General features: G+C 64.4%; 25 protein-coding genes. 16 read left to right on the top strand and 9 right to left on the bottom strand.

From position 1 onward, the window contains the following. Positions 1–108 precede the first annotated feature (108 nt). Positions 109–960 (top strand): helix-turn-helix domain-containing protein, encoded by an 852-nt coding sequence (locus tag AC1RUR_RS20455; protein WP_492847215.1) that lies wholly within the window; start codon positions 109–111, stop codon positions 958–960. A gap of 1,051 nt (positions 961–2,011) precedes the next feature. Beyond that, the gene (locus AC1RUR_RS20450; RefSeq protein ID WP_492847212.1) at positions 2,012–4,474 is read left to right on the top strand and encodes a putative bifunctional diguanylate cyclase/phosphodiesterase; all 2,463 of its coding nucleotides are present in this window, start codon (positions 2,012–2,014) and stop codon (positions 4,472–4,474) included. Here AC1RUR_RS20450 and AC1RUR_RS20445 read toward each other — a convergent pair. Beyond that, positions 4,460–5,719 carry a serine hydrolase domain-containing protein gene (locus AC1RUR_RS20445; protein WP_492847211.1) on the bottom strand — a complete coding sequence of 420 codons (1,260 nt, stop codon included), beginning with the start codon at positions 5,717–5,719 and terminating at the stop codon, positions 4,460–4,462. The genes AC1RUR_RS20450 and AC1RUR_RS20445 overlap by 15 nt on opposite strands. 63 nt (positions 5,720–5,782) lie before the next feature. Then, positions 5,783–6,346, bottom strand: a complete 564-nt coding sequence (locus tag AC1RUR_RS20440) for a nitroreductase family protein (RefSeq protein ID WP_492847209.1) — start codon at positions 6,344–6,346, stop codon at positions 5,783–5,785. A gap of 144 nt (positions 6,347–6,490) precedes the next feature. On the opposite strand from AC1RUR_RS20440, the gene AC1RUR_RS20435 reads away from it, so the two are divergent. Further along, on the top strand, positions 6,491–6,793 hold the full coding sequence (locus AC1RUR_RS20435; RefSeq protein WP_492847207.1) for a type II toxin-antitoxin system HigB family toxin: 303 nt from the start codon (positions 6,491–6,493) through the stop codon (positions 6,791–6,793). 10 nt (positions 6,794–6,803) lie between these two features. Then, positions 6,804–7,175 carry a helix-turn-helix domain-containing protein gene (locus tag AC1RUR_RS20430; protein ID WP_492847407.1) on the top strand — a complete coding sequence of 124 codons (372 nt, stop codon included), beginning with the start codon at positions 6,804–6,806 and terminating at the stop codon, positions 7,173–7,175. 6 nt (positions 7,176–7,181) lie between these two features. On the opposite strand, the gene thrS is transcribed toward AC1RUR_RS20430, so the two are convergent. Further along, positions 7,182–9,224 carry a threonine--tRNA ligase gene (gene thrS, locus AC1RUR_RS20425; RefSeq protein WP_492847205.1) on the bottom strand — a complete coding sequence of 681 codons (2,043 nt, stop codon included), beginning with the start codon at positions 9,222–9,224 and terminating at the stop codon, positions 7,182–7,184. A gap of 182 nt (positions 9,225–9,406) precedes the next feature. On the opposite strand from thrS, the gene AC1RUR_RS20420 reads away from it, so the two are divergent. Next, complete coding sequence (locus tag AC1RUR_RS20420; RefSeq protein WP_492847203.1) at positions 9,407–10,582, top strand: MFS transporter; 1,176 nt, start codon at positions 9,407–9,409, stop codon at positions 10,580–10,582. 91 nt (positions 10,583–10,673) lie between these two features. Continuing rightward, the gene (locus AC1RUR_RS20415; RefSeq protein ID WP_492847201.1) at positions 10,674–11,063 is read left to right on the top strand and encodes a hypothetical protein; all 390 of its coding nucleotides are present in this window, start codon (positions 10,674–10,676) and stop codon (positions 11,061–11,063) included. Positions 11,064–11,081: 18 nt separating this feature from the next. On the opposite strand, the gene AC1RUR_RS20410 is transcribed toward AC1RUR_RS20415, so the two are convergent. Both AC1RUR_RS20410 and AC1RUR_RS20405 read right to left on the bottom strand, forming a co-directional pair. Then, positions 11,082–11,408 carry a hypothetical protein gene (locus AC1RUR_RS20410; protein WP_492847199.1) on the bottom strand — a complete coding sequence of 109 codons (327 nt, stop codon included), beginning with the start codon at positions 11,406–11,408 and terminating at the stop codon, positions 11,082–11,084. Positions 11,409–11,569: 161 nt separating this feature from the next. Continuing rightward, complete coding sequence (locus AC1RUR_RS20405; protein WP_492847197.1) at positions 11,570–12,871, bottom strand: alpha/beta hydrolase; 1,302 nt, start codon at positions 12,869–12,871, stop codon at positions 11,570–11,572. 354 nt (positions 12,872–13,225) lie between these two features. Between AC1RUR_RS20405 and AC1RUR_RS20400 the strand changes: the two genes are divergently transcribed. Further along, on the top strand, positions 13,226–14,593 hold the full coding sequence (locus AC1RUR_RS20400; RefSeq protein ID WP_492847195.1) for an APC family permease: 1,368 nt from the start codon (positions 13,226–13,228) through the stop codon (positions 14,591–14,593). A 2-nt stretch (positions 14,594–14,595) separates the two neighbouring features. After that, the gene (locus AC1RUR_RS20395) at positions 14,596–15,807 is read left to right on the top strand and encodes a hypothetical protein (RefSeq protein WP_492847193.1); all 1,212 of its coding nucleotides are present in this window, start codon (positions 14,596–14,598) and stop codon (positions 15,805–15,807) included. Positions 15,808–15,828: 21 nt separating this feature from the next. Here AC1RUR_RS20395 and AC1RUR_RS20390 read toward each other — a convergent pair whose 3' ends face one another. Continuing rightward, entirely contained in the window at positions 15,829–16,392 is a 564-nt protein-coding gene (locus tag AC1RUR_RS20390) for a helix-turn-helix domain-containing protein (RefSeq protein WP_492847192.1), read from the bottom strand. 355 nt (positions 16,393–16,747) lie between these two features. On the opposite strand from AC1RUR_RS20390, the gene AC1RUR_RS20385 reads away from it, so the two are divergent. Genes AC1RUR_RS20385 through AC1RUR_RS20375 form a run of 3 tightly spaced genes read left to right on the top strand, consistent with a single transcriptional unit; the run spans position 16,748 to position 19,591 of the window. Continuing rightward, positions 16,748–18,061 carry an MFS transporter gene (locus tag AC1RUR_RS20385; protein ID WP_492847190.1) on the top strand — a complete coding sequence of 438 codons (1,314 nt, stop codon included), beginning with the start codon at positions 16,748–16,750 and terminating at the stop codon, positions 18,059–18,061. Between the two features lie 55 nt (positions 18,062–18,116). After that, positions 18,117–18,638 (top strand): MOSC domain-containing protein, encoded by a 522-nt coding sequence (locus AC1RUR_RS20380; RefSeq protein ID WP_492847188.1) that lies wholly within the window; start codon positions 18,117–18,119, stop codon positions 18,636–18,638. Beyond that, positions 18,635–19,591 (top strand): PDR/VanB family oxidoreductase, encoded by a 957-nt coding sequence (locus AC1RUR_RS20375; RefSeq protein ID WP_492847186.1) that lies wholly within the window; start codon positions 18,635–18,637, stop codon positions 19,589–19,591. The genes AC1RUR_RS20380 and AC1RUR_RS20375 overlap by 4 nt, the downstream gene beginning before the upstream one ends. 8 nt (positions 19,592–19,599) lie before the next feature. On the opposite strand, the gene AC1RUR_RS20370 is transcribed toward AC1RUR_RS20375, so the two are convergent. Beyond that, positions 19,600–19,812, bottom strand: coding sequence for a hypothetical protein (locus AC1RUR_RS20370; RefSeq protein WP_492847184.1), 213 nt, complete (start codon positions 19,810–19,812; stop codon positions 19,600–19,602). Positions 19,813–19,902: 90 nt separating this feature from the next. Continuing rightward, positions 19,903–20,241, bottom strand: coding sequence for a membrane protein insertion efficiency factor YidD (gene yidD, locus AC1RUR_RS20365; protein ID WP_492847182.1), 339 nt, complete (start codon positions 20,239–20,241; stop codon positions 19,903–19,905). Between the two features lie 243 nt (positions 20,242–20,484). Between yidD and AC1RUR_RS20360 the strand changes: the two genes are divergently transcribed. Then, the gene (locus tag AC1RUR_RS20360) at positions 20,485–21,384 is read left to right on the top strand and encodes a COG3904 family protein (protein ID WP_492847180.1); all 900 of its coding nucleotides are present in this window, start codon (positions 20,485–20,487) and stop codon (positions 21,382–21,384) included. A gap of 5 nt (positions 21,385–21,389) precedes the next feature. On the opposite strand, the gene AC1RUR_RS20355 is transcribed toward AC1RUR_RS20360, so the two are convergent. Continuing rightward, positions 21,390–21,845 (bottom strand): iron-sulfur cluster assembly scaffold protein, encoded by a 456-nt coding sequence (locus AC1RUR_RS20355; protein WP_492847178.1) that lies wholly within the window; start codon positions 21,843–21,845, stop codon positions 21,390–21,392. 240 nt (positions 21,846–22,085) lie between these two features. Between AC1RUR_RS20355 and folE the strand changes: the two genes are divergently transcribed. The 4 genes from folE (at position 22,086) to AC1RUR_RS20335 (ending at position 25,871) form a co-directional block, all read left to right on the top strand. Then, the gene (gene folE / locus AC1RUR_RS20350) at positions 22,086–22,778 is read left to right on the top strand and encodes a GTP cyclohydrolase I FolE (RefSeq protein WP_492847176.1); all 693 of its coding nucleotides are present in this window, start codon (positions 22,086–22,088) and stop codon (positions 22,776–22,778) included. A gap of 28 nt (positions 22,779–22,806) precedes the next feature. Then, entirely contained in the window at positions 22,807–23,229 is a 423-nt protein-coding gene (gene hisI / locus AC1RUR_RS20345; RefSeq protein WP_492847174.1) for a phosphoribosyl-AMP cyclohydrolase, read from the top strand. A gap of 114 nt (positions 23,230–23,343) precedes the next feature. Further along, positions 23,344–24,405 (top strand): lytic transglycosylase domain-containing protein, encoded by a 1,062-nt coding sequence (locus AC1RUR_RS20340; protein WP_492847172.1) that lies wholly within the window; start codon positions 23,344–23,346, stop codon positions 24,403–24,405. Between the two features lie 290 nt (positions 24,406–24,695). After that, positions 24,696–25,871 carry a DUF2336 domain-containing protein gene (locus AC1RUR_RS20335; RefSeq protein WP_492847170.1) on the top strand — a complete coding sequence of 392 codons (1,176 nt, stop codon included), beginning with the start codon at positions 24,696–24,698 and terminating at the stop codon, positions 25,869–25,871. Positions 25,872–25,942 lie beyond the last annotated feature (71 nt).

Raw genomic sequence — 25,942 nt, 5'->3', positions numbered from 1 at the left:
AATGCGGGCTCGGGCAGCATCTGGCGCACCCGATCGGGCCAAATCAGATGACCGGATGGGCCATCAGGATTTCGGCGGACGTCCTGGATGTGCTAAGGTGACAGATCCATGCTTCGATCATTTGAACAAATTCTACGTTCGGTGCCGCCATCGCGCCTCCTCGACGCGGGCGAGCATCGCGCCGTCGTCGCAGGAGGCGGCGTGCAATACCGGACGCAGTGGCACTGGCACGACTGCGCGATGATCTTGATGCCGACGAGTGGGACGATCGCGTTTCGGGACGAAACGCGCCGCTCGGTGATGTATCTCAGCGAGGAACGGTTCATCGTGGTGCCCAAAATGCAGGCCCACGAATCGCAGGCGATTCGTCGCCTCAGCAATCACGTCGTTCTTTATCTCACCGAACCAGCGCTCGCGCAGTTCGCGCCTTCGGTTGATCTTCAGCGGCATGCAAAGAAGCCTGCGATGTTCGCGACGACTCCCTTTATCCGGACGCTGCTGCGTTTGTGCTGCACGGGCCAGAGCGATGCCGCGCCGAAGCAGGCGCTGGACCATCTGGCGACCGCGCTGCTGGTTGCGATGCTGAATCGGGTCGAGCAGGGCGAACTGCTCTCCAGCGCAACCGGCGATGACCATGGTGGCGTCGTCGTTGCCGAGATGCGTGCGACCATCGACGAACGGCTTGACCAGGACGTGCCGATTGACGATATCGCTGCCGCATTCGGGCTGTCGCGCCGCCATGCGACGCGGCTGTTCCGGCGGCACACCGGCTTGTCGATTGGCGAGTATCGAAATCGTCAACGCGTCGAGAGCGCACGTCGCATGCTGGTGGAGACGTCGCTTTCGATCGGTGAGGTCGCGTGGCGCACGGGTTTTGAATCAGGATCAGGCTTGTCGCGCGCGATGCGTCGGACATTTGGCGTATCCCCCGGCGCGTTTCGCCGTATCCCGTTCACCTGATCCGGGCGGGCCGTCTCGCATCTGGTCCGTGCGGCGATGGGCCTTCCTCTCCGACATGGCCTGGCAAGCTGGGCTCGGCCGAAGTGAATCGTCATCCGGGCTACAAGCTCTTGTGTTGCCTGTCGGGCAAAACACCCAATATGCCCGTCAATCTGCGTCCGCAAAAATATTCCACTTTACCGAAATTCGGAATTGGCGGATAGTGCGCGCACTCCGGCCCAAGGAAGAGGGGCGTATCGCGATCGTCACGAACGCGGGCCGGGCGGCGGTGGACGCAGGCCACATCGGCGCGAAGGATTTCGCAGGGCGGAGAGCCGTGAGCGAAACACCTCGCGCACACGACCGGTGTGATCTGCGTACGGCAAAATCGTGTGGTCCTGGCGCCCGGGGTCTGTGCGCCAAGTCTTGCGGTGATGCGTGCGGCCCAACCGGGCCCTCGCATCAGTCATCTGCAACGGCGACGGGGGCAATAGTGCAACGCTCCCCGGGGAGAGCACGACATAAGCCGTAAAACCACTGCGCAGGGAAGGCCGGGATGCTCCGGTTGCCCTGTTACCCGCTGTGCATGAAGCATACGCAATCTGCTCTTGGCATGGCGGTCGATGGGAGCCAACCGGCTCCCGGCCTTCCCTGCGCCCTCTTTCAGTTGAGGGTGAGGCGATCAAGCAAAGCTCGGGCGAAATGCGCCGCGAGGATGCGAAGGTGTGTCTGCGTGCTGAAGTGCGAGCTGCAGAAGCGATGTCGACGCTCCTTGCTCCGTCATTGCGAGCGCCGCGAAGCAATCCAGAGTCTTTCCGCGGAGGGATTCTGGATTGCTTCGCGGCGCTCGCAATGACGGTGTTGATGCAATTGCGTACTAGGCCGGGACGACACCGAAGAGTGGCGCAGCGCAGCCCGCAAAACAAAACCGTCATAGTCTCTAACGCGCCCTAACCAACACCTGACTTAAATCTGTCATAATCGCCGAATGGAACCCGCGACCACGCGCTCTTTACACGCCGTTAAGTGCAGCTGCATTGGATGCCGCTCGGAAAGTGCGTTGGGGACTGCAATGAGTGCCGCGAAGAAGATGCCGGGAAAACCGGCCGCCGAAATGTTTGACGACATCCCGGTGCTTCAGCGCAAATGGCGCGCCGCGTTGAAACCGGGCGAACGGCTGCCGCGCTACGAGGACGTGATGCTCGGCAGCCTCGGCCGGCTTGCCGATCATATCGCGCTGCTGAAGAACGACGGTACGCTCGAACTGTCGCGCAGCGGACGCTACGTGCAGAAATGGCTCGGCGAGGAGCGCTGGGACATCCCCGTCGCCGAGCTCTCGCCCGACTGCGCCACGGCGCTGTCGGAGGCAGCGACAAGCGCGCTTGCGAACGGACGGCCGCACCAGGGAAGCGCGCATTGCGTCCGCGACGGCATGGTCCGGACCTACGATGTGCTGGCGTTGCCGACCGCCTCGCGCTGGGGTGTCACGCTGGTCGGTGCCTACATCAACGAGCGCGGCGCGCAATACAATCTGCTGGATGCGATCTTCTCAGCAACCGACGATGCGGTGATCTCGCTGGTGGCTCTGCGCGACGCCGGCGGCAAGCCGTTCGATCTCCAGATCGTGCATCACAACAAGAGCGCCGGACTGCTGCTGAAGACCGAAGGCGCGGGCCTGCTGTGGCGGCGGATCGGCGAGGGCGACACCCTGCTGGCTTCGCCCGACATCATGGAATTCCTGCTCAAGGCCGTCTCCGGCGGCCGCGGCGAGCAGCTCGAGATCGAGCATGATGGCCGACATCTGCGGCTGAGCGCCACCGCCTTCGCCGACGTGCTCTCGCTGACGATCTCCGACGTCACCGCGTTGAAGCGGCGCGACGCCTCGTTTCGCCTGCTGTTCGACAACAACCCGATGCCGATGTGGGTGTTCGACGCCGAGAGCAAGCAGTTCCTTGGCGTCAACGATGCCGCAGTCCAGCATTACGGCTACAGCCGCGCCACCTTCCTGCGCATGAAGCTGCACGAGATCTGGCCCGAGGACGAGTGGGACAGTCACGCCGAGGCGCTCGATCGCGTCGGCGACGCCTATCATTCCTCGCGCAACTGGCGACACCTGCGCGCCGACGGCAGCGAGATCGAGGTGCTCACCTTCGGCCGCCGTGTCGCCTTCGACGATCGCGACGGCTACCTCGTCGCGGTGGTCGATATCACCGAGCGGCGCAAGGCCGAGGCGCGCGTCGCTCACATGGCGCATCATGACGGGCTCACCGACCTGCCGAACCGCGAATATTTCCAGGAACGCCTGAAGCAGGCGCTCGACCAGGCCGCAGGCAAGCGGGTCGGTGTGCTCTACATCGATCTCGACCTGTTCAAGAACATCAACGATTCCTTCGGACATCCGGTGGGCGACCGCCTGTTGACGCAGGTGGCCGAACGTCTGACCACCGCGGTCCGCGGCGCCAATCTCGCGGCCCGGCTAGGTGGCGACGAGTTCGCGGTGATCCTGGCGGCCGACGTCTCGCCGAACGAGGCCAGCGCCTGCGCAGCCTTGCTGATCGACATGCTGAAGACGCCCTACGAGATCGACGGCCAGGAGATGGTGATCGGCGCCAGCATCGGCATTGCGCTGTCGCCGGGCGATGGCGTGACGTCGGAGGAGTTGATGCGCAATGCCGACATGGCGTTGTACCGGGCGAAGTCGGACGGCGGCGGCGTGCATCATTTCTTCGAGCGCGAAATGGACCTCCAGGCGCAGAAGCGCCGCGACATGGAGCTCGATCTGCGCCGCGCCTTTGCCAATGGCGAGTTCGAGCTGCACTACCAGCCGCTGGTGTCGATCGCCTCCGACCGTATCTCCGGCTTCGAATCGCTGCTGCGCTGGCGTCATCCCGACAAGGGCATGATCTCGCCGGCGGAGTTCATTCCGGTCGCCGAGGACATCGGCCTGATCACCCAGCTCGGCGAGTGGGTGCTGCGCGAAGCCTGTGCCGAGGCGGTGAAATGGCCTGTCGACGTCAAGGTCGCGGTCAATCTGTCGCCGGCGCAATTCCGCAGCCGCAATCTGGTCCAGGTCGTCATCTCCGCGCTGGCGCAATCAGGCCTGTCACCGAAGCGGCTCGAGCTGGAGATCACCGAGTCGATCTTCCTGGCCGAGACCGATGCCAATCTCGCGATCCTGCATCAATTGCGCGAGCTCGGCGTCAGCATCTCCATGGACGATTTCGGCACCGGCTATTCCAGCCTCAGCTATCTGCGCAGTTTCCCGTTCGACAAGATCAAGATCGACCGCTCCTTCGTCAAGGATCTGGCGCAGCGCCCCGATTGCGTCGCGATCGTGCGCGCGATCTCCGGCCTTGGCCGCAGCCTCAACATCACCACGACCGCGGAGGGCGTCGAGACCGAGGATCAGCTCGACTGGCTGCGCGCGGAAGGCTGCAACGAGGTTCAGGGCTTTCTGTTCAGCGCGGCCCGGCCTGCCGCCGAGATCGCCAAACTGCTCGCCGATTTCGGCCAGCGCGCCTCACGGGCGGCGTAGCGCGGGTGGGAAGCAGTCGTAGACCAGCGCCTTGAAGGCGGGGGTGATGCGGCTGCGCTCGTTCTGGGTCTGCTGCATCAAGAGGTAGACCATGTCGAGCTTGGGATCGACGCCGAAATAGGTGCCGCTGCCTGAGTCCCATTTCAACTCGCCGAGGGAGCCGGGCGGGGGCGGCTTGGCGTTGCCGGGATCGGTGCGCACGCCGATGCCGTAGCCATAGCCAAAACCGTCGCCCGGGAAATAGAAATAGTCGCGCCCCACACCCGAGCCGGGCCCGATGTGATCGGTCGTCATGTCCTTGAACGCGGCAGGGCTGAGGTAACGCTTACCCTCGAACTCGCCGCCGTTGAGCAGCATCTGGGAGAAGCGTTGATAGTCGATGATGGTCGACAGCAGCCCGCCGCCGCCGGACTCCCATTCGGGATGGGCGAGGCGGTCGCGCTCGCCGGCGAGCAGGATCGGGTCGCTCGGCAGCGGTCGTGCCATCCGCGCGCGCTCCTCCGGAGTCTTCAGCACGAATTTGGTGCTGCTCATTCCGAGCGGATCGAGAATGCGCTGCTTGAGGAATTCGTACAACGTCTGCCCCGAGATGATCTCGATGACGGCGCCGAGCACGTCGGTGGAATGGCCGTAGCGCCACAGCGTCCCGGGCTGGCGCGTGAGCGGCAACCTGGCGATGCGGTCGGCGAATTGTCTGTTGTCGAAGGGCCCTTCGAAAATGTTGGCGGCCTGATAAACCTGCATCACCCAGGGGGCGCCGATATAGTCGTAGCTGATGCCCGAGGTGTGCCGCAGCAGATCCTCGATGTTGACGGGGCGGAGCGGCGGCTCGAGCTTCACCGTCGAGGTGCCTTCCGGCTCCACGCCCACCTTGGTGTCGGCAAAGAGCGGGACGTATTTCGACACGGGATCAGTGAGCGCGAGCTTGCCCTCGTCGATCAGCATCATCGCGCCGAGGCAGGTGATCGGCTTGGTCATCGAGTGGATGGCGAAGATCGTGTCCGGCGTCATGGCGAGGCCGGTCCTGGTGTCGCGCACGCCGAAGGTCTTCTGATAGACTGGCTTGCCGTGCTGCTGGACCACGATCACGGCGCCCGGCAACCGGCCGCTTGCCACCTCGTTGTCGAAATATGCGGCGATGCGGTCGAGCCCGTCGGGCGACGGGGCGGGGATGTCGGCCGCGCGGCTGCGCGCCATGCTGCCGGCGAGCAGCGCGGCCCCGACCAGAAATTCACGACGCTTCATCCGGGCTTCCTCCCCAGTCGGGAACAAAGCCGCAAGACGCCAGAGGCGTCAACACGCCTTCGGTTAAAATCGCGTCACGATTTCCGAAAGGAACGGTCGCGGACGGTCCTCGCTCGGCTTGGTGGGCGTGCCGATATGGATGAAGCCGGCGAGCTTTTCGTCCGGCTTGAGGCCGAGGCCGTCGAGCACGTCGCGATCGAACGAGAACCAGCCGGTCAGCCAGCAGGCGCCGTAGCCGAGCGCGGTCGCGGCCGTGACGATGTTCATGGCGCTGGCGCCTGCCGACAATTCCTGCTCGAACGCCGGCACCTTGGGATGCGGCTTGGTGAAGCTGACGATGCCGATCACCAGCGGCGCATCGGTGAGGCGCTTGCGCTCGGTCTCGACGTCGGCCGCAGGCGCGCCGGGATTCTTGCGGGCAAAGACCTTGGCGATCACCTCGCCGGCGCGCGCGCGCGCATCGCCCTCGAAAATGATGAAGCGCCATGGCGCGAGCTTGCCGTGGTCGGGCACGCGCGCGCCGATGGTCAGGATCGTCTCGAGCTCGGCCGGGGAGGGACCGGGCCCGGTCATCTCGCGCGGCTTGACCGAGCGGCGGGTCTTCAGGAGTTCGATGGCGTCAGGCACGGGGCGTCCTTATGGCTTGCTGTTGTTGCCGGACATAAGCCTGGCAGAAGACGAATGGAAGGGATTTTAGAGGTATTATGAGATCTGCTGGTAGCAGGCCAGAAAGCTATGGTCCCAAGTTGGGACTATGCTAAGATGAATTGGATGAGGATCATAGCGCTCAGCACGATCAAGGCGTTTCTCGATCGGGCTGGCGAGGTCTCTGACGCACGCGAGCCCCTGATGGCCTGGTTTCGGCAGGTGAAACAGGCCGATTGGGCGAAGCCCGCGGACGTCAAGCGAGACATCCGAACCGCTAGTATCCTCAGGGACGGCCGCGTCGTCTTCAACGTCGCCGGCAACAAATATCGCGTCGTGGTCTGGATCAACTATCCATATCGCGTGGTCTATATCCGTTTTGTCGGAACACATCGGCAGTACGACGCAATCGATGCTCAAACCGTTTAGAAGGTCGATGATGGAAATCGCGCCAATCAAGTCCAACCGGGATTATCGCAGCGTCCTCAAGGAGATCGAGACGTTGATGAGTGCGCGCCGGAACTCGCCTGAGGGCGATCGGCTGGATGTGCTCGTGACGCTGGTGGAGGCGTGGGAGCGTAAGCACTATCGGCTCGATCTTCCGGATCCGGTCGAGGCGATCAAATATCATATGGAGCAGAGCGGCTTGCAGCCGAAAGATCTGATTCCCTTCATCGGCAGCCGAAACCGGGTTCACGAAGTGCTCAACCGTAGGCGCGAATTGACGCTGAGCATGATCAGACGGCTGCATGAGGGACTCGGCATTCCCGCAGAGTCCCTCATCAAAGTCGGGCAGGATCGGGCGGCCTGATCGCGATCAGGCCGCGTCGCGTGCCCGCTTCACGTCCGGCGGGGTCGCTTCCTCGACGAGGGCGGCGATCGCCTCCGCGGTCGTCATCACCTTCTGGCCGTCGCTGCCGAGCCGGCGGACGGAGACCGAATGGGTCTCGGCCTCCTTCTTGCCGACCACGAGCAGTGCCGGGATCTTGGCCAGCGAGTGCTCGCGGACCTTGTAGTTGATCTTTTCGTTGCGCAGGTCGATCTCGGCCCGCAGCCCGGCGCGCCGCGCCTGCTCCAGCACCTGCTTGGCGTACTCGTCGCCCTCGGAAGTGATCGTCGTGACCACGGCCTGCACGGGCGAGAGCCAGAGCGGGAAGTTGCCGGCATAGTGCTCGATCAGGATGCCGATATAACGCTCCATCGAGCCGCAGATCGCGCGATGCACCATCACAGGCGGCTTCTTGCCGCCGTCGTGGTCGATGTAGAACGCACCGAACCGCTCCGGCAGGTTGAAGTCGACCTGCGTGGTGCCGCACTGCCAGTCGCGGCCGATGGCGTCGCGCAGCACATATTCGAACTTCGGGCCGTAGAAGGCGCCTTCGCCCGGGTTGATCTCGGTCTTGATGTGATTGTTCTGCGACTGGATCTCGCGCAGCACGGTCGCCATCACCCGCTCGGCGTGATCCCACATCGCATCGGTGCCGACGCGCTTTTCAGGCCGGGTCGACAGCTTCACGGTGAGATCGCCGGTGAAGCCGAAATCCGCGTAGGTCGACAGGATCAGGTCGTTGATCTTCAGGCACTCGTCGGCGAGCTGGTCCTCGGTGCAGAAGATGTGCGCGTCGTCCTGGGTGAAGCCGCGCACGCGCATCAATCCGTGCATGGCACCGGACGGCTCATAGCGATGCACCACGCCGAACTCGGCGAGGCGCAACGGCAGGTCGCGGTAGCTTTTCAGGCCATGCTTGAAGATCTGGACATGGCCGGGACAGTTCATCGGCTTGAGCGCGAACCAGCGCTTGTCCTCGGCCTCGTCGCCGGCGGACTGCGCTGCGAACATGTTTTCGCGGTACCAGCCCCAATGGCCGGAGGTCTCCCACAAGACCTTGTCGAGGATCTGCGGTGCGTTGACCTCGCTGTAGTCGCCGGTCAGGCGTCGCCGCATATAGGCGATCAGCTGCTGGAAGATGGTCCAGCCCTTCGGATGCCAGAACACCACGCCCGGACCTTCCTCCTGGAAATGGAAGAGGTCGAGCTCGCGCCCGAGCTTGCGATGGTCGCGCTTTTCGGCTTCCTCGATCTGCTTCAGGTAAGCGTCGAGGTCCTCCTGCTTGGCGAACGCCGTGCCGTAGATGCGGGTCAGCATCGGGTTGTTGGAATCGCCGCGCCAATAGGCGCCGGCCACCTTCATCAATTTGAAGGCGTTGCCGACCTTGCCGGTCGAGGTCATGTGTGGGCCGCGGCACAGGTCGAACCAGTCGCCCTGGTAGTAGATCTTGATCGGCTCGTTGCCGGGAATGGCATCGACCAGCTCGACCTTGAAGGCCTCGCCCTTGTCGCGGAACACCTGCTTGGTCTTTTCGCGGTCCCAAACCTCTTTCGTGAAGGGTTTGTCGCGCGCGACGAGCTCGCGCATCTTCTTCTCGATCGCGGCAAAGTCTTCCGGCGTGAACGGCTCGTTGCGGAAGAAGTCGTAATAGAAGCCGTTCTCGATCACCGGGCCGATGGTGACTTGCGTGCCCGGCCACAGCGTCTGCACGGCTTCCGCCAGCACGTGCGCGCAGTCGTGGCGGATCAGCTCGAGGGCGCGCGGATCGTCGCGGTTGACGAGCTCGATCTTGGCATCGGCTTCGATCGGATCGTTGAGATCGGTGAGCTCGCCGTCGAGCGCCATCGCAACCGTGCGCTTGGCCAGCGACGGCGAGATGCCCTTGGCGATATCGAGGCCGGTGATGCTTTTGTCGTATTCGCGCCGGGCGCCGTCGGGGAAGGTGAGGGTGACTTTGGGCGCGGGGGTCACGGGCTTCAGATTGCTCAGGCTGTATTGGAAGCCGGATTCGGATTTGGGCTGTTCGGTCATTGCTTTTCTCCTGAGGCTCACTCCTGCGAACGAGCGCAGGTAAGCGGGAACGAGCGATATATCAGGCGATTCGGCCTGCGCAATCCGGCATTTCCAAGAAAGTGGCGTGCAAAAGCGGGGCCTTGCCAACTAATTCGACCGGCGCCCTTTAATCGGTGGCAAGCCGCTCTACATGCAATTGCATGCAAAAATCCCCCGCCGCCGGCCGTTTCGCGCCAACTGCCCTGATGCTTGGCAATCTCGTCACCGGCTGCTCGGTGCTGGCGCCGGCGGGGATGCTGCCGGAATTGTCGTCGGGGCTCGGCATCAGCATCCACGCGGCCGGGCTCCTGATCACCTTCGGCGCGATCATACTGTGCATCGGCTCGCCGCTGACGGCCTGGCTGACCAGCCGCATCGAACGGCGGACGCTGCTTGTGACGACGCTGGCGGTGCTGGCACTGGGCAATCTCGCTTCGGCGTTTGCGCCCGACTATATGAGCCTTCTCGTCATCCGCCTCGTGATGCTCGCGGTCGGCGCGCTCTACACGCCGCAGGCGGCCGGCACGGCGGCACTGATCGTGCCGGTGGAGCGGCGCGGCAGCACGATCGCCTATCTCTTTCTCGGCTGGTCGCTGGCAGCAGCTGTCGGGCTACCGTTGATCACGTTCATTGCCAGCCGCTACGGCTGGCGCGCGGCCTATGGCGGGATCGGCGCGCTTGGCTGCATCAACTTCCTGTTGTTGCTGCTGCGCCTGCCTGCTGGACTGAAGGGCACCCCGGTGGACCTGAAGACCTGGAGCGCGATCGGGCGCAGCAGGACGGTTGTGCTGCTGCTGGCGATCACCATGCTGCAAATGTCCGGACAGTTCGTGGTGTTCACCTTCATGGGCCCATTGCTCAAGAAGCTGACCGGGGCGGGGCCAGATGCAATCGGCATGGTGTTCGGCATCTACGGACTCTGCGGTTTCCTCGGCGTCGTGATCGCGACCCGCATCGTCGACACCTGGGGGCCCTATCGCACCTCGCTGCTGTTCACCTGCCTGCTGCTTGCGGGCATCACGGGCTGGGCGCTCGGCGCGGGGACGCTGGTCCTGATGGCGGGCGCGGTCGCGATCTGGGGCCTCGGCTTTGCCTCGACCAATTCGATGCAGCAGGTGCGGCTGGTCGCGGCCGCGCCGCCGCTGGCGTCGGCAACCGTCGCGCTCAACACTTCCGTCCTCTATATCGGCCAGGCGGTCGGCTCCGCCATCGGCGGATTGCTGTTCGCCCGCGAACTCCTGCATCCGCTGGGCTTCGTGGCGGTCGGCTTCGTCGTGCTGGCGCTGGTCCTGGTGATCCTGACCCGGCCCCGGCCGGCCGCCGCCGCTGTGGCCTGACGGGAGCGTATTCGTGCGTGCAAGGTCCTTGGCAAACCGCGCGGGAGAGCGCTAGAAGGCCGGTCATGGGGACCAAAGAGAGTTGACTGAAATGAGGATGATTCTGGCGGTTGCCGCGGTGCTCTATTCAGCCTCCGCGTTTGCGCAGACCGACAAGCCACCGATGGTCGGGGACAAGCCGCTGGTGCAGGTCAAGCCGAAGGGGACCAAATCGGGGACCAAGGAGGCCGCAGCCAAGCCGGTCGCAGCGCCGAAGGGCAAGCCGCAATCGATCGCGGTGCGGCTCCAGGCCTGTCTCGACATCGACGACGGCACCAAGGACCGCCTCAATTGCTACGATGGGGTCATCCCGCCGGCGCCGAAGCCGAAGCCGGCAAAGGCCAAGGGCTACGCCGATTGCCGTTTCTTCAAGGAAGAGGACGAGCGGCTGGCCTGCTTCAACGGTTTTGCCGAGAGCATTCCGAAGCTGCCCAAGACGTAAGGCCAGGATGCCGGACGCCTAGTCGCTGATCCGGCTCAGCACCGCCCTGAAGGCAACGCCCGGCACTTGCAGCGCGCTGCCTTCGAACTCCGCCGCGTCGCCGTCCTCCCGGCCGGTGAGCGTCAGCGTGACCCGGTCGACGCCGAACAGTCCCTTGAAGGAGGGGTCGTCGTTGTAGCGCTGGGTCGAGATCTTGACCTTGATCGCGTCGCCTTCGCCCGTATAGGTGCCCATGAACGCGAAGGCGGAATTGCCGCCGCGCATCTTGCCGTCCGTCACATAGACGACGCCGCATCCGGTGCCGTGAACCGTGTGGAAGTCGACCTTGTACAGTCCCTGACGCACGACCTGTCCCCGCAGAAAATTCCAAATCCAACTTGGCCGGCAAACTATGGCCGTTGCCAGCGGAAACAATCCGTTGGCGCCCGGGGATGTCGGCCATCAACATCAGATTTTGAGAGAATTGCAGGCGGCACACTGAAATACCGGCTGGCGCAATATCCGGATTATCGGTTCGATGCCGGTGGAGTGGTCGCCGCCACCCGAGTCAGCGCCAGCGCCGGCGTCGCCGACATCTTCACCAGCACGTCCTTGAGCGGATATTGCGTCCACGCGCGGTTCACGTAGTCGCGATGGGTGATGCCGTCGCCGGTCTCCACGAACACCACGCTGCCGGGACGCAGGGGCCCGTCCATGTCCTCGGAGACGCTGATGCCCTTCTGTCTGAGCATGCTCATCAGCTCACGGTCACGCCGTGCGGTGTAGTGGGTGTAGGAGCTGACGAAGAAGCCGGAGCGGTGGCTCGCGATCCAGGAGGCGAACTTGTCCATTTCGCCATAGACGGCGTCGAGCAGCACGACGCCGCGGACGCGGTCGCTGATGCCGCCGACTTCGAGGCTCCAGGCCGTCGGCAGGAAGCCGCCGCTATAGCCGACGATGACGATCGGCATGTTGGCGAAGGCGCGCGCGCTGTTGGGATCGCCGGTGAGGCGGGCTAGGTGGCTCGCCGATTCATCCATGAAGCGCTTGAAGCCGCCCGCCTGCCAGAACTTACCGGCGCTGGAATCGGCGGCATCGACTGCCATCTGCGGCGCAAGCAGGATGGCGTTCGCGCCGGAATCGGTAACCTGCCGTGGCACCAGCTGCCGGTCGCGCACGTCGCGCTCCAGCGTCGCGCCATTGCCGTGGAAGAACACCACGATCACGCCCGGCTTGCGCACGTCGAAATGCTCGGGGACGTGCATCAGCACGCGGTTGTCGCTATAGGTCTCGTCCTGCCAGTAGACACGTCCCGAATAGCTGCGGTGGCCGCGGCGGTCGCCCTTGGAGATGTTGAGGAAGGGCGCGTCGGAAGCCGGGTTGTTGCCGAAATAGGGGAAGGCCGAGGACTTCATGCTGACGAGCGTCGTCAGGTCTTCGCGGGGCGGACGCTGGTAGGGCACCTGCGGTGCGAGCGAAGCCACCTTGTAGGGCGCTTGCTCCGGCTGCGGCTGCACGGCGCGCTTGGGCGAGAAGTCCGACATCTGCCGTTGCAGGAAACCCTCGCTCGCCGAGGGGAAGCGCTCCCTGAACTGAGGGGCAGGGAAGCGATCCTCGAACGTGTCGCCGCTCGCAACTTGTGGATTGGTGGCTTGCGGATTGGTTTTGGCGACCACCTGGACGTTGGCCTGCGAGTTCGCCGCGAGCGCTGCTGGATTGGGCGCCTTGCCGCATTGAACCTGCGCGAGCAACAGCGGCACCAAGGCTGAGATCAGGCCGATCCGGAGCGCACGACCGCGTGCACCGGACGTCGTCCGGTCTGCAGGCATGTCAGCTCTCAATTTCGGAACGGCCCCGACCATCCACCCATGACCCCAAAGTCACGTCCATCGGCGATTTCCAGACAATTGAGCCGATTGGCGTTTAGGCGACGTTAAGTGTCCGGAGAAACTTCCCCACATCCGGAACGCTCAAAAGGACCACGCAATCGTGTCGTGATTGTGGGGGAGGGGAACGGGATTCTCCGGTGTTTGCGGAGCTTTATTGCCCAGGACCATGCATAAAAGGTGCTTTGATACCTATTTCCGTTGCCTCATTTAACCCTTGTTAACCCTGCTTGAATTGACTGGACCAAACTGCACGATGCTTTCCACGAGGCGTGACGCCTGAGGTTAAGGACCCCGATGACGGCATCAGATGCGGGACCGGCGCCCTGGACTGGCCGGCTGACCGGGAGCGGGGCCGGCGTCTCCGTTCTGGTCGCGACCGCCATCGTCGTTGCCGACATGATCGGGGTCGGCGTCTTCACCAGCCTCGGCTTTCAGGTCAAGGACATCCCGTCCGGCTTCTCGATCCTGCTGCTGTGGAGCGTCGGCGGCATCGTCGCGTTGTGCGGAGTGTTCTCCTACAGCGAGCTCGGGGCGATGTTTCCGCGCTCGAGCGGCGAGTACAATTTCCTCGGTCGCGCCTACCATCCCGCCTTCGGGTTTCTCGCCGGATGGGTCTCGGCGACGGTCGGCTTTGCCGCGCCGGTCGCGCTCGCCGCGATGGCCTTCGGCGAATATGCCAAATCGGTCGTCCCGGACCTGCCGCCGATCCCGCTCGCCATCGGCGTGGTGTGGCTGGTCTCGCTCGTCCAGCTGACCGGCGTCAGGCACTCCTCGACCTTCCAGCTGATCTCGACCATCCTGAAGGTCGTGCTGATCGTCGCCTTCCTGGTCGCCGGCTTCATCGTCGGCGTGCCGCAGCCGATCGCCTTCACGCCGCAGCCGGGCGACCTCACACACATCGTCAGCGCGCCCTTCGCGATCGGCCTCGTCTTCGTGATGTACTCGTTCTCGGGCTGGAATGCGGCGACCTACATCATCGGCGAGATGAACATGCCGCAGCAGAACCTGCCGCGGGCGCTGCTCGCGGGCACGCTGATCGTTCTCGTCCTGTACGTCGCGCTGAACGCAGTGTTTCTCTATTCCACGCCGGTCGGCGCGCTCGCCGGCCAGCTCGACGTCGCCAGCGTTGCCGGGAGCGCCATCTTCGGCAGCCTCGGCGGCCGGATCGTTGGCGCCATGATCTGCGTCGGCCTGATCTCCTCGATCAGCGCGATGATGTGGATCGGTCCGCGCGTGATGATGACGATGGGGGAGGACATTCCGGCGCTGCGGGCGTTCTCGCGCAAGTCGACGCGCGGCGCACCGGCCTATGCCATCCTGTTTCAGCTCGCGGTCGCAACCCTGCTGCTGTTCACGCGCAGCTTCGAGGCGGTGCTCGACTTCATCCAGTTCGCGCTGCTGTTCTGCTCGTTCTTCACGGTTGCCGGCGTCATCAAGCTGCGCATTACCGATCCCGACCTGCCGCGGCCCTATCGTGCCTGGGGATACCCCTTCACGCCGCTCGTTTTCCTGCTCGTGACCGCGTTCATGATGTACTACCTGTTGACCGAGCGGCCGGTGCAGTCGCTCTCGGGAATGCTCGTCATGCTCTCGGGTCTGTTGATTTATGCTGTTTTCCGCAGGCGGCCGGTCGCCGCTGGCACGTCACACCATCGCGAATAGACATGTTTCGACCCCTGAGAATTGCGGCCGTCGGTCTTGCCCTGCTGGCTGCAGCCATTTCGTCCGCGCACGCCGCCGACGCAACCTTCGACGATACCGCCCGCTTCCTTGCGGGCATGCAGCCTTCGGCAGACTCGCCCTTGGCGCCGCTCACGAAGGATCCGGGCTGGCAGCGCCACGCAAAATTCTTCGACGGGGCCTTCTCCCAGCTCGAGCAGCGGCAGCTCTCGAAGATTCGCACCTGGTCCGACGTCAATCTGGCTGCGCCAAGGCCGACCATGTTCTACTTGTTCAGCGGTCCGGATTTCCTCTACGCCAACGCCTTCTATTCCAAGGCCAGCACCTACGTGCTCGGTGCGCTGGAGCCGGTCGGCGCCGTGCCCGACCTGACGCGGCTGCCGCGCGGATCGGTCGGGGCCGCGCTCTACAATGTCGAGCGCTCGCTCGGCTCGATCCTGAGCTTCTCCTTCTTCATCACCAAGCAGATGAAGGTCGACCTGCACACCAACCAGGTCAACGGCACCCTGCCGATCCTCTATGTCTTCCTTGCGCGCTCCGGCAAGACCATCCGCAATGTCGAGATGATCGCACTCGACGACAAGGGCGGAATACATGCGGGCAACGACAATCCGGGACCGAATGCGACGCGCGGCGTTCGCATCACCTTCGCGGGCCCCGATGGCGAAGCGCGCACGCTGTATTATTTCTCGACCGATCTCTCCAATTCCGGCGCGCGCGCGGCCGGATTCCTGAAGTTCTGCGAGACGCTCGGCCCCGGCAACAGCCTGATCAAGAGCGCGTCCTATCTGCTGCATTCCGGCAACTTCACCGTCGCGCGCGACTGGCTGCTCGCCAACAGCGCCACCATCATCCAGGACGATTCCGGCATTCCGCTCGCGAACTACAATGCGCGGCAGTGGCGGTTCTTCCCGTTCGGCCGCTATCTCGGACCGATCGGCGAATTCCCCGGCCGCTACCAGGAGCGTTACGCCGAATTGTTCACGCGCGCCCAGCCGATCGATTTCGGCGTCGGGTATCGCTGGCGCACGCATGAATCCAACCTGCTGCTGTCGGTGAAGGTGCCGGGGAGCGAAGTGGCGCCTGCTGCGGAAACCACCTCGTCCGCCGAACCGGCGCCAAAACCGCCGCGCCCGAAGCGGCCGCGTCCGCCCGAGCCAGTGCCGCCGCAGGGGCGTTTCTTCTGGTTCCGCTAGGCTATTTGCGCAAATCCGGCGTTATGTCGTCGCGTTCTGGGCGACGACGACCAGAACCTCCGCCTTCTGCCGGCCGAGGCTCCTCACCTCGTGCGGCGTCTCGCCTGAAAAATACAGGCAGTCGCCCTTACCGAGGACGAGTTCTTCGCCGTCCAGCTTGATTGCAATTTTCCCGTTGACGACGAACAGCAACTCCTCGCCGGCATGCGAGGCGCGCGTCGCCGATTTGTGCGGCGGGCTGAGGAGGAACGGCTCCATCATCTTGCGGGTGCGGCCGGTTGCCAGCGGCACCACGCCAAACGTGTCCTGGAACAGCGGGACATTGCCGCCTTCGCGGCGGAACAGCGTGTAGCGCGGCGTGGGCTCGGCGTTCGGGTCGAAGAACGTCGCGACATTGACCTCGAGGGCGGCGGCCATCCGCAGCAGCGCGGCGAGCGAAGGGATCTTGAGATTGCGTTCGACCAGCGAAATGTAGCCGCGCGTGAGATCGCTCTGCCTGGCAAGCTGATCCAGCGTGAGGCCCTTGGCAATCCGCGCCTGGCGGATGTTGGCCCCGACCGCTGTCGCTTTGCTGACGTCAAGCACGCATGAGTCTCCCGAACTGCTGATGCTTCTTTTGCATCAGATGCCGTCCGACTGCCAGCCCGCCGGCGCGCGTGGCCTGTTCCGAACGCGTGAGCGTGTATTCCAAAGGAAAACTGATCCGCAGAAATTTCGAGCATGGTCGCGGATATTGTGAGCAGATACCCTGGTATACCGCATAATACAGCCGAAAAATCGAGCATTCTGTGCGTTCTGCCGCTCGCTGCGGCATTTGCCGTGTTTGGTGACGTTGATTTCCGTCAGTAAACATGATCGATTTTACCGTCGCGACAGCCGATGGGCTCCGCGGACCGAACCAACTGCTTTTCCCAGGCGCCGGTACCTTTTGGAGAGATCGATGACCGTAGCAGACGACGTAACCCTGAACGTAGCGCCGGACGAGGCGGCGAGCTTGCGACGGATCGTGTGGTCGAGCGTGATCGGCACCGCGGTCGAATGGTACGACTTCCTCATCTACGGCACGGCGACCGCGCTGGTGTTCAACAAAGTCTTCTTCGCCGCCGGCAATCCCGCGCTCGCCACCATCGCCGCCTTCGGCACCTATGCGGTCGGATTTCTGGCACGACCGCTCGGCGCTGCGATCTTCGGCCATTACGGCGATCGGGTCGGCCGCAAGGCGATGCTCGCGATCACGATCATGGTGATGGGCATCGGCACCTTCCTGATCGGCCTGCTTCCGACCTACCAGCAGATCGGCATCGCCGCGCCGCTGCTCCTGATCGGCCTTCGTTTCCTCCAGGGCATCGGCCTCGGCGGTGAATGGGGCGGGGCGGTGCTGATGGTGGTGGAGAACTGCCCGACGCACCGCCGCGGCCTGCTCGGCAGCATGGTGCAGGTCGGCAATCCCATCGGCAATCTCGCCGCAATCGGGATGTTTGCGCTGGTGGCGAGCCTGCCTGAAAGCGACTTCATGACTTACGGCTGGCGCATTCCCTTCCTGATCTCGATTCTCCTGGTCGGCGTCGGCCTCTACATCCGCCTCAACATGGAGGAGACCGCGGCCTTCCGTCAGGTCCAGGCCAAGAAGGACGTCGCGAAGATGCCGCTGGTCGAGATCTTCAAGCACCATCGCCGGCCGTTCTTCACCGCGGTCGGACTGAAGATCTCGGAGATCGCCTATGCCAGCATCGGCGGTGTGTTCGTGATGTCCTACGCCACGGCCAATCTCGGCCTGTCGCGCGCGGTGGTGCTGAACGGTGCGTTTGCCGCATCGCTGGTCGCGCTGCTCGCCATTCCCTTGTTCGGCTGGCTGTCCGATATCGTCGGCCGCAAGAGGATGTTCTATGCGAGCTGCCTGTTCTCGGCGCTGTTTGCCTTCCCGCTGTTCTGGCTGCTCGACACCCGCGATCCCGCCATCGTCATCTGCACCATCGTGGTCGCGATCACCTTCGGCCAGATGGTGATGTTCGGCATCGGCGCGCCCTGGTACTCCGAGCTGTTTTCCGCGCGGCTGCGCTACAGCGGCGCCTCGCTGGGATTTCAGGTCGGCGCGGCGATCAGCGGCGGGTTGACGCCGCTGATCGCGGCGTCTCTGATGGCGTGGAGCGGCGGCGCCACCTGGCCGGTCTCGCTGCTGCTGATCGCCTGCGCGGCCATCACGGCAACTGCGACCAATTTCGCGCCGGAAATGGCGAACAAGGAACTGACCTGATCCCGCGGCGCGCCGCCTCTTGCGGTGTGCCATCGCTTCTCACAAGGATTTTGTCATGCTCGACACCATCGGCGCCGGCCCGGCGCAGAAGACTGCACAGCTCGGCTGGGCCGGCGTGGTGCGCTTTCTCCATCTTACCCCGCGCGCGTTCCTGCCAATGCGCGCAGTTGACGCGATCACCCTTATCGCGGGCAAAGGCATCGAGGGCGACCGCTACATGATCGGCAACGAAGAGGGTTTTTACTCGCACAAGCCGGAAGAGGGTCGGCAGGTCACCCTGTTCGAGCTCGAGACGCTGGTCGCCCTCAAGCGCGATGCCGGCATCGAGCTCGGTCCCGAAGAGCATCGGCGCAACGTCACGGTCGAAGGCGTACCGCTGAACCATCTGGTCGGCCGCCGCTTCTGGCTCGGGGAAACCCTGCTGGAGGCAACCCGGCTGTCGGTGCCGTGCCGGCATATCGAGGAGATCACCGGCAAGACGATCTTCGATCCCCTGATCAACCGCTCCGGCCTGAACTGCAGGATCCTGCAAGGCGGCATCGTCAAGGTCGGCGATCCCGTGCGGAACGCGGCATGAAGGCGCGTCCCATTACGACGATCAAGACGATTGTCACCGGCATCGAGGACGCGGGAGCAGGCATAAAACTGTTCACGCTGGCCGATCCCGACCGTTGGGAGCTGCCGCCCTTCAAGCCCGGCGCGCATATCGATCTGCACCTGCCGAACGGCCTCGTCCGCACCTATTCGCTATGCAACGAGCCCGCCGACAATGCGCGCTACCTCATTGCGGTCAAGCGTGAGGCGGATGGGCGCGGCGGTTCGCGCGCGCTTCATGACGAGGTTGGAATCGGTGACGTGATCGGCGTCTCGCTGCCGCGCGGCGGCCTCGATCCCGGTGCAGGCATTGCGCGCCATGTGTTCATCGCTGGCGGCATCGGCGTGACGCCGTTCCTGTCGATGGCGCGGCATCTTTCGCGAACTGGCGAGGCGGATTTCGTGCTGCATCTGATCGTGCGCGAGGAGGTGCCGCTCGCTGCGCATCTCGGCGCGCTGATCGAGGCGGGCCGTGTCGTCGTGCATTGCACGTCCCGGACCGGGCGTCCCGATCTCGCGGTGCTCATTGGAGAGCGCGGGGCGGACACGCTGGTCGCCTGTTGCGGGCCGGAGGGCATGACCGACGATTTCGAGCAGGTGACCGCAACCTGGCCCGCGGCCAATGTCCATATCGAGCGCTTCATCGCGCCGCCGCCGGTCGTCGATCCCGACGCAAAGCCCTTCACGTTGTCGCTGGCGCGCTCGGGCGCCGAGATCGAGGTCCGCGCCGGCCAGACCATGCTGGCCGCATTACAGGAAGGGGGCATCGACATACCGACGTCGTGCTGCGGCGGCATCTGCGGCGCCTGCAAGGTCGGTTGGACCGAGGGCAAGCCCGTGCACCGCGACCGCATCCTGTCGCCGTATGAGCGCGAGCGCTATCTCATGGTGTGCGTCGCCGGATCGGACGCGGATCGGCTGGTGCTCGACCTCTAGCGTCCAGCCTACCAGTGCACGCTCTGGCTCGGCACGATGAACGCCGTCGTGCTCTGCGGTGTGGCGAAGCTTGCCGCCAAATACCAGCCGGAACCGATGACCAGCGTCAGCAGAGCGATGATGACGATCATGTCGATGGTTCTGGGATCGTGGCCCCTCGGACCAGTCTTGTGATGAGGCCCAAGCCCGAAGTGAAAATGAGGGCTGATTTTCCAGCGCATTGTTGTTTCCTCCCGCGGGAGCATCACATCAACGCGAACGGGAACTTCCGGTTCCCCCAGCACAGCAAAGCGCAAAGCAACGCAATGGGGCTAGGACGCATTCACCCCGCGCCAGCGCGCGTAGCGCCAGGGCAAATACCAGCGCGCGTTTTGCGGCGCGGCGAGGGGGACGTTGTCGATCCCTGACGTGCCGAACGGGTTGCAGCGGATCAGGCGCGCGAGCGTCATCCAGCCGCCGGCCCAGAGCCCGAAACGTTCGATTGCCTCGTCGCCATAGACGGAGCAGGTCGGCAGGTGCCGGCAATTGTAACCGACCAGCGGCGAGAGGGTATGGCGGTAGAGCCAGATCAGTGCGCGGCCGAAATTGCGCGGGAGCCGGAGCGCGCCCGCGACGGGACTGGAACAATGCTCGCAGGCTGAATGCTTCATGTGCGCTTTGCTGCGATGTTGGGCGAGGTGTTGCGCGGTTCCGGCGCAGGGAACAGCAAGCTGTTGTTTGCGCGCCATATTTTGCGTGCTTTTTGGGAGCAGTGCAGCAAGTACCTATGGACGATCTGTATTCCCCCGGATACCATTTTTGTGACGTCCATGTGTAGACTCGTTGGAACGCTAAAACGGGGCTTGCCTGAATCGGCTTAGGCTTAAAGCTTGGGGCTTGGGGAAGGGACCAGTTTGAAACTTCTGAAGTCGCTCAATCTTCGCGGCTGGTTGCTGGTGGGCACCGCTGTTTGTGGGGTCGTGTTGGCTGGCGCCGTCGCGACCTTCGGCTCGCCCGCCCGAGCCGGGAACGTGCTCGAAGAGCGCAAGCTGCCGATGAAGTTCAACTGGATCGCTTGCGAGCCGAACTGCCGCGGCTGGGTCAGCGCGGTCGGCATCATCACCGCGGATACGCCCAGGGATTTCGAGGAGTTTGCTCGCGGTCGCCAGCTCGGCGGCGCCACCGTGGTGCTCGACTCCAGCGGCGGTTCCGTCAATGACGCGATCACCCTCGGCCGCCGCTTCCGCAATCTCGGGCTTTTGACCACGGTCGGCATCAGCGTTCAGAGCCGCGACGGGCAGTCGGCCCGTCCGGCGGTCGCGCCCGAGGCCTATTGCGAATCCATGTGCGTGTTCCTGCTGCTGGCCGGCAAGAAGCGCTACGTGCCGGACGCCGCCCATGTCCGGGTCCACCAGATCTGGATGGGCGATCGTGCCGACGACGCCAAGGCGGCGAGCTACAGCGCGCAGGATCTGATGATCGTGGAGCGCGACATCGGCCGGCTCGCCAAATATACCTTCGACATGGGCGGCGCCGGCGATCTGCTGTCGCTCGCGCTCAGCGTGCCGCCGTGGGAAGATCTGCACGAGCTGGACGCCGGCGAGCTGAAGCTCACCAATCTCGTGACGACCGATCTGGTGGCCGATGTGCTGCCACATGTGGACGTCACAGCGCCGGCCATGGCGGAGCTGGCACCGAAGACGCAGGCCAGATTTGGCGCTGAACCGGAGCAGCCGGCCAAGTCGACCAAGACGGCGGAAGCCGTGGTTCCGACGGGGGGCGTGGCGACGCCGGTCGCGGCGTCGCAGAAGTAAGGGCTTCAGCCCTGCGCTGCAGCGGGCTGCCTGGCCTTCGCCTCGATCTGGCCGATGGCATCGACCACCGCATCGAAGGTCAGGAGCGTCGAGGCATGGCGCGCCTTGTAGTCGCGGACCGGCTCGAGGAATTTGATCTCTTCCCATTTGCCTTGAGGAGGCGCGCCGTTCTCCTTGAGCATCTTGCGAACGGTTTCGCGTAACTCACGGAGTTCGCTCGCAGTCGAGCCGACCACGTGACTTGCCATGATGGATGAAGAGGCCTGTCCCAGCGCGCAGGCCTTCACGTCATGGGCGAAGTCGGTGACCTTGTCTCCCTCCATCTTGAGATCGACCTTGACGGTCGAGCCGCACAGTTTGGAGTGGGCGGTCGCGGTGGCATCGGGGTCCGACAGCCGCCCGAGGCGCGGAATATTCCCGGCCAGTTCGATGATCCGCTTGTTATAGATGTCGTTCAGCATGTGATGGAGTCCAACACTTCCGCACCGGATCGGCCTTGGCGGGCGCCGTCCAGGGTCCTATATAGGGTCGGAACGGGTGGAAAAACAGTCCAGCGGCCCGGCAGCGGCGATCCAGGACCACGCGGCCGATATTCAAGCCTGCGACTTTTTTCACCAAAACTGTACTCTTCAGGCGTCCGGCGGCTTGCCGCCCCGTCTGCCGGTGACACTCCGGCCGCAAGGCCGTCGAACGGAGTCGATATGGACGCTGCAATCAAATCCATCCGCCCCAACAAGCCCGCTGACAAGCAGCCCGAGAGCCGTCCGGCCGAGCTTGACCCTGCCGAATTCCTCGCGGCCGCCGTCCGCGCCGACCAGCCGCGCCCCGCACGCGCCGAGGCCGAACAGGCGGTGAAGACGCTGCTGGCCTATATCGGTGAGAACACCGAGCGCGAAGGTCTCTTGGACACGCCGCGCCGCGTGGTCGAGGCGTTCGACGAGCTCTATCAGGGCTACCACCAGTGTCCCGCCGAGGTGCTCGACCGCACCTTTGGCGAGACCGCCGGCTATGACGACTTCGTCTTGGTGCGCGACATCGAGTTCACCTCGCAGTGCGAGCATCACATGATGCCGTTCTACGGCAAGGCGCACATCGCCTACACGCCGGTAGAGCGCGTCGTCGGCCTGTCGAAGCTCGCCCGCCTGACCGACATCTTCGCCCGCAGGCTCCAGACCCAGGAGCATCTGACGGCGCAGATCGCCGCCGCCATCGACGAGGTCCTCAAGCCGCGCGGCGTCGCGGTGCTGATCGAGGCCGAGCATACCTGCATGTCGGTGCGGGGCGTCGCCAAGCATGGTGCCTCCACGTTCACCAGCCGCTTCACCGGCATGTTCCGCGACAATCCGGCGGAGCAGGCCCGTTTCCTGTCCCTGGTGCGAGGCCTGCAGCGCTGACCTCGCGAGCAAGCCCGGCGAGGTCGTTGTGTCCGCTCACTCCCATGAGATCGAGGAAGGCCTCGCCTTCCTGCCCAAGTTCGACGCAAGCGGCCTCGTGACCTGCGTCGCGACCGACGTCGCCACCGGCGACGTGCTCATGGTCGCCCACATGAACGACGAGGCACTGCGCAAAACCATTGCGACCGGCGAGGCCTGGTACTTCAGCCGCTCGCGCAATGCCTTGTGGCGAAAAGGTGAGACATCAGGTCAAACCCAACGCGTGGTCGAGATGCGTACCGATTGCGACCAGGACGCGGTCTGGATCCGCGTCGAGCAGATCGGCGCGGCCTGCCACACCGGCCGCCGGTCCTGCTTTTACCGCAAGGTCGAGGCCGAGGGCGCGGGAGCGAAGCTGGTCTTTGTCGATGCGGACAGGCTGTTCGATCCGCACGACGTCTATAAGAAGTAGGCCTCGGGTTCGCACCTTCGGCGTGCCCCGGAATGACTCGGGAATGGGGCCGGCAGCCAAATTAACCCCGCATTAACCATAACTGTCCCACGTTGAAACGACAGGGCGTCCGAATTGCCGGCGCCGCTCAACGCCGCGCGGGGCGGGCACTCCATCATGTCGGTCGACAATTCCAGTGCCACGCAGACGGCGGTTCTCGATCCGTCGCGGGCGCGCGTCGCCGGTGCGATCAAGCAGGCCTCGAACGTCACCGGCGTCAGCTTCCAATACATGCTGACCACCGCCAAGATGGAATCGGATTTCAATCCGACCGCCGGTGCCACCACCTCGTCCGCACACGGGCTCTACCAGTTCATCGACCAGACCTGGCTCGGGACGGTGAAGGAGGCGGGGACCCAGCTCGGCTATGGCAACTATTCCGACGCCATCACCAAGACCTCGTCGGGCACCTACACCGTCGACGATCCCGTGATGAAGCGGTCGATCATGAAGCTGCGCGACGACCCGGAGGCCGCCTCGAGCATGGCGGCGGCGCTGACGCAGTCGAACAGCTTCAAGCTCACTGGTCTGCTCGGCCGCAGGCCCAGCGACAGCGAGCTCTATATGGCGCATTTCATGGGCGTCGGCGGGGCCGCGAAACTGATCGCCAATGCCGAGGACAATCCTCAAGCGGTCGGCGCGCGGCTGTTCCCCAATGCGGCGTCCGCGAACCGTTCGATCTTCTATGCCAAGGACGGCCGGGCCCGCAGCGTTTCCGAAGTCTATTCGGTGCTGGACGCGCGCTATGCGAGCGCGGCAAACTCGAAGACGACGCGTAGCGCGATGGCGATGTATGGCGGCGCGCCGTCGACCACACAGGTGGCGAGCGCCAACGGCGTGCAGCCGACCGCGCCAATGGTCGACAACGCCGCTTATCTCCAGACGTTTCCCAGTACGAATGCCGTGACGCCGGTCGGCGCGACATCGTCGTCGACGGTGGCTGACAACACGCCGGTCGCGCCGGCTTTCCGCTCGATCTACCAGCCTGGTGATGTGACGCAGCCGGTCTCGACCACGGTGCAGAAACTGTGGGGCAACAACGCCTCGCTCACCTCGGTCGCGTCGGCATCGCCCGACGTGCGGCCGCCGCAGCCGCTCGATCTCTTCAGCGATCGTAGCGGCACGTTCTCGAGCTAATCTCGGCTCTCGTGTCCCGGACGCGCTGCGGCGCGCAAGCGCTGCTGCGCAGAGCCGGGACCCACGTAACAAGCTCCGCCGTCTGAATTATGGGCTCCGGCTCTGCGGTGCATCACCGATGAGGCGCTGCACTGCGTCCGGGGCACGGAAGCGGTCGCGATTTTCGTCCTTAACAAAACGTCAATAAAACCAGCCAGTTATGGTGAACGCTTTGTTAAGCGTCGTGGTTTATTTTGTGTTGCAGGTGACGAGCCGTCACCATTTTCGTTTGTTGTGTAGCCGGAAGCAGCATGATTGTTCGGCAGTTCATCAATTGGATCAGGACCGCGCCCGCAGGCGAGCGGGCCGAGGCGACACGGGCGCTCGCCCGGGCCTGGCTGATCTCAGACCTTTCCCATGACGATCGCGTCGCGGCCGAAGGCGCGCTGCTGATGCTGCTCGACGATCCCTCGCCGCTGGTGCGGCAGGCGATGGCCGAGGCCTTTGCGCGCAGTACGGATGCTCCGGCCTCGATCGTGCGGGCGCTGTCGGCGGACCAGCCGACGGTCGCGCTGCCCGTGCTCGAACATTCTCCGCTCCTGATCGACGCCGATCTCGTCGACATCGTCGCGACCGGCAATGACGAGGTGCAGTGCGCGGTCGCGCGCCGGATCGCGCTGCCGACCTCGGTCTGCGCCGCCATCGCCGAAGTCGGCTGCGCGGCGGCAGCGCTCGAGCTGATCGAAAATCCCCATGCCGAGCTTGCACCGTTTTCCTGGGACCGTATCGTCGAGCGTCACGGCCATCTTGCCGCGATCCGCGAGGCGATGCTGGTGCTGGAGGATCTGCCGGCCGCAACGCGCGCGGCGCTGGTGGCAAAGCTCTCGGAGACGCTGGCGCAATTCGTCGTGGCGCGAAACTGGCTGAGTGCCGATCGCGCCGACCGCATCACCACCGAGGCGCGCGACCGTTCCACCATGAACATCGCGGCGCGCTCGCGCGGCGAGGACATGCAGGGCCTGGTGCATCATTTGCGCGTCACTGGCCAGCTGACCGCGGGCCTGATCCTGCGCGCGCTATTGTCCAGCAATCTCGATTTGTTCGACGCAGCGCTGGCTGAACTCGCCGATCTGCCGCTGGCACGCGTCACCGCGCTGCTGCACGACCGCGGCGGCAACAGTCAGCACGCGCTGCTGCGCCGCGCCGGCCTTCCCGAGGCGACGTTTGCGGCGTTCCAGGTGGCGCTCGATGCCTGCCACGAGCAGGGCTTCGTCGACAGCGACGACGGGGCGGTGCGGCTGCGCCGGCGCATGGTCGAACGCGTGCTCACCCATTGCGAGACCGACCGCGGCGCCGCCGAACCGCTGATGGTCCTGCTTCGCCGCTTCGCCACCGAGTCCGCGCGCGAAGAGGCGCGGCTGTTCTGCGACGAACTGGTCGCGGATGATGCGGTCGATCCGGTATATGACGATCTGATTGCGGCCTAGCGAGATGCCGTAGGGCGGGCAAAGGCGCGTCGCGCCGTGCCCACCCATCCATCCGCATATCAAGGTCGATT

Source organism: Bradyrhizobium sp. GW821-FHT12B03, assembly GCF_058807535.1.
The sequence above is the reverse complement of the archived record's forward strand: the minus strand, read 5'-3'. Positions and strand labels throughout refer to the sequence as shown.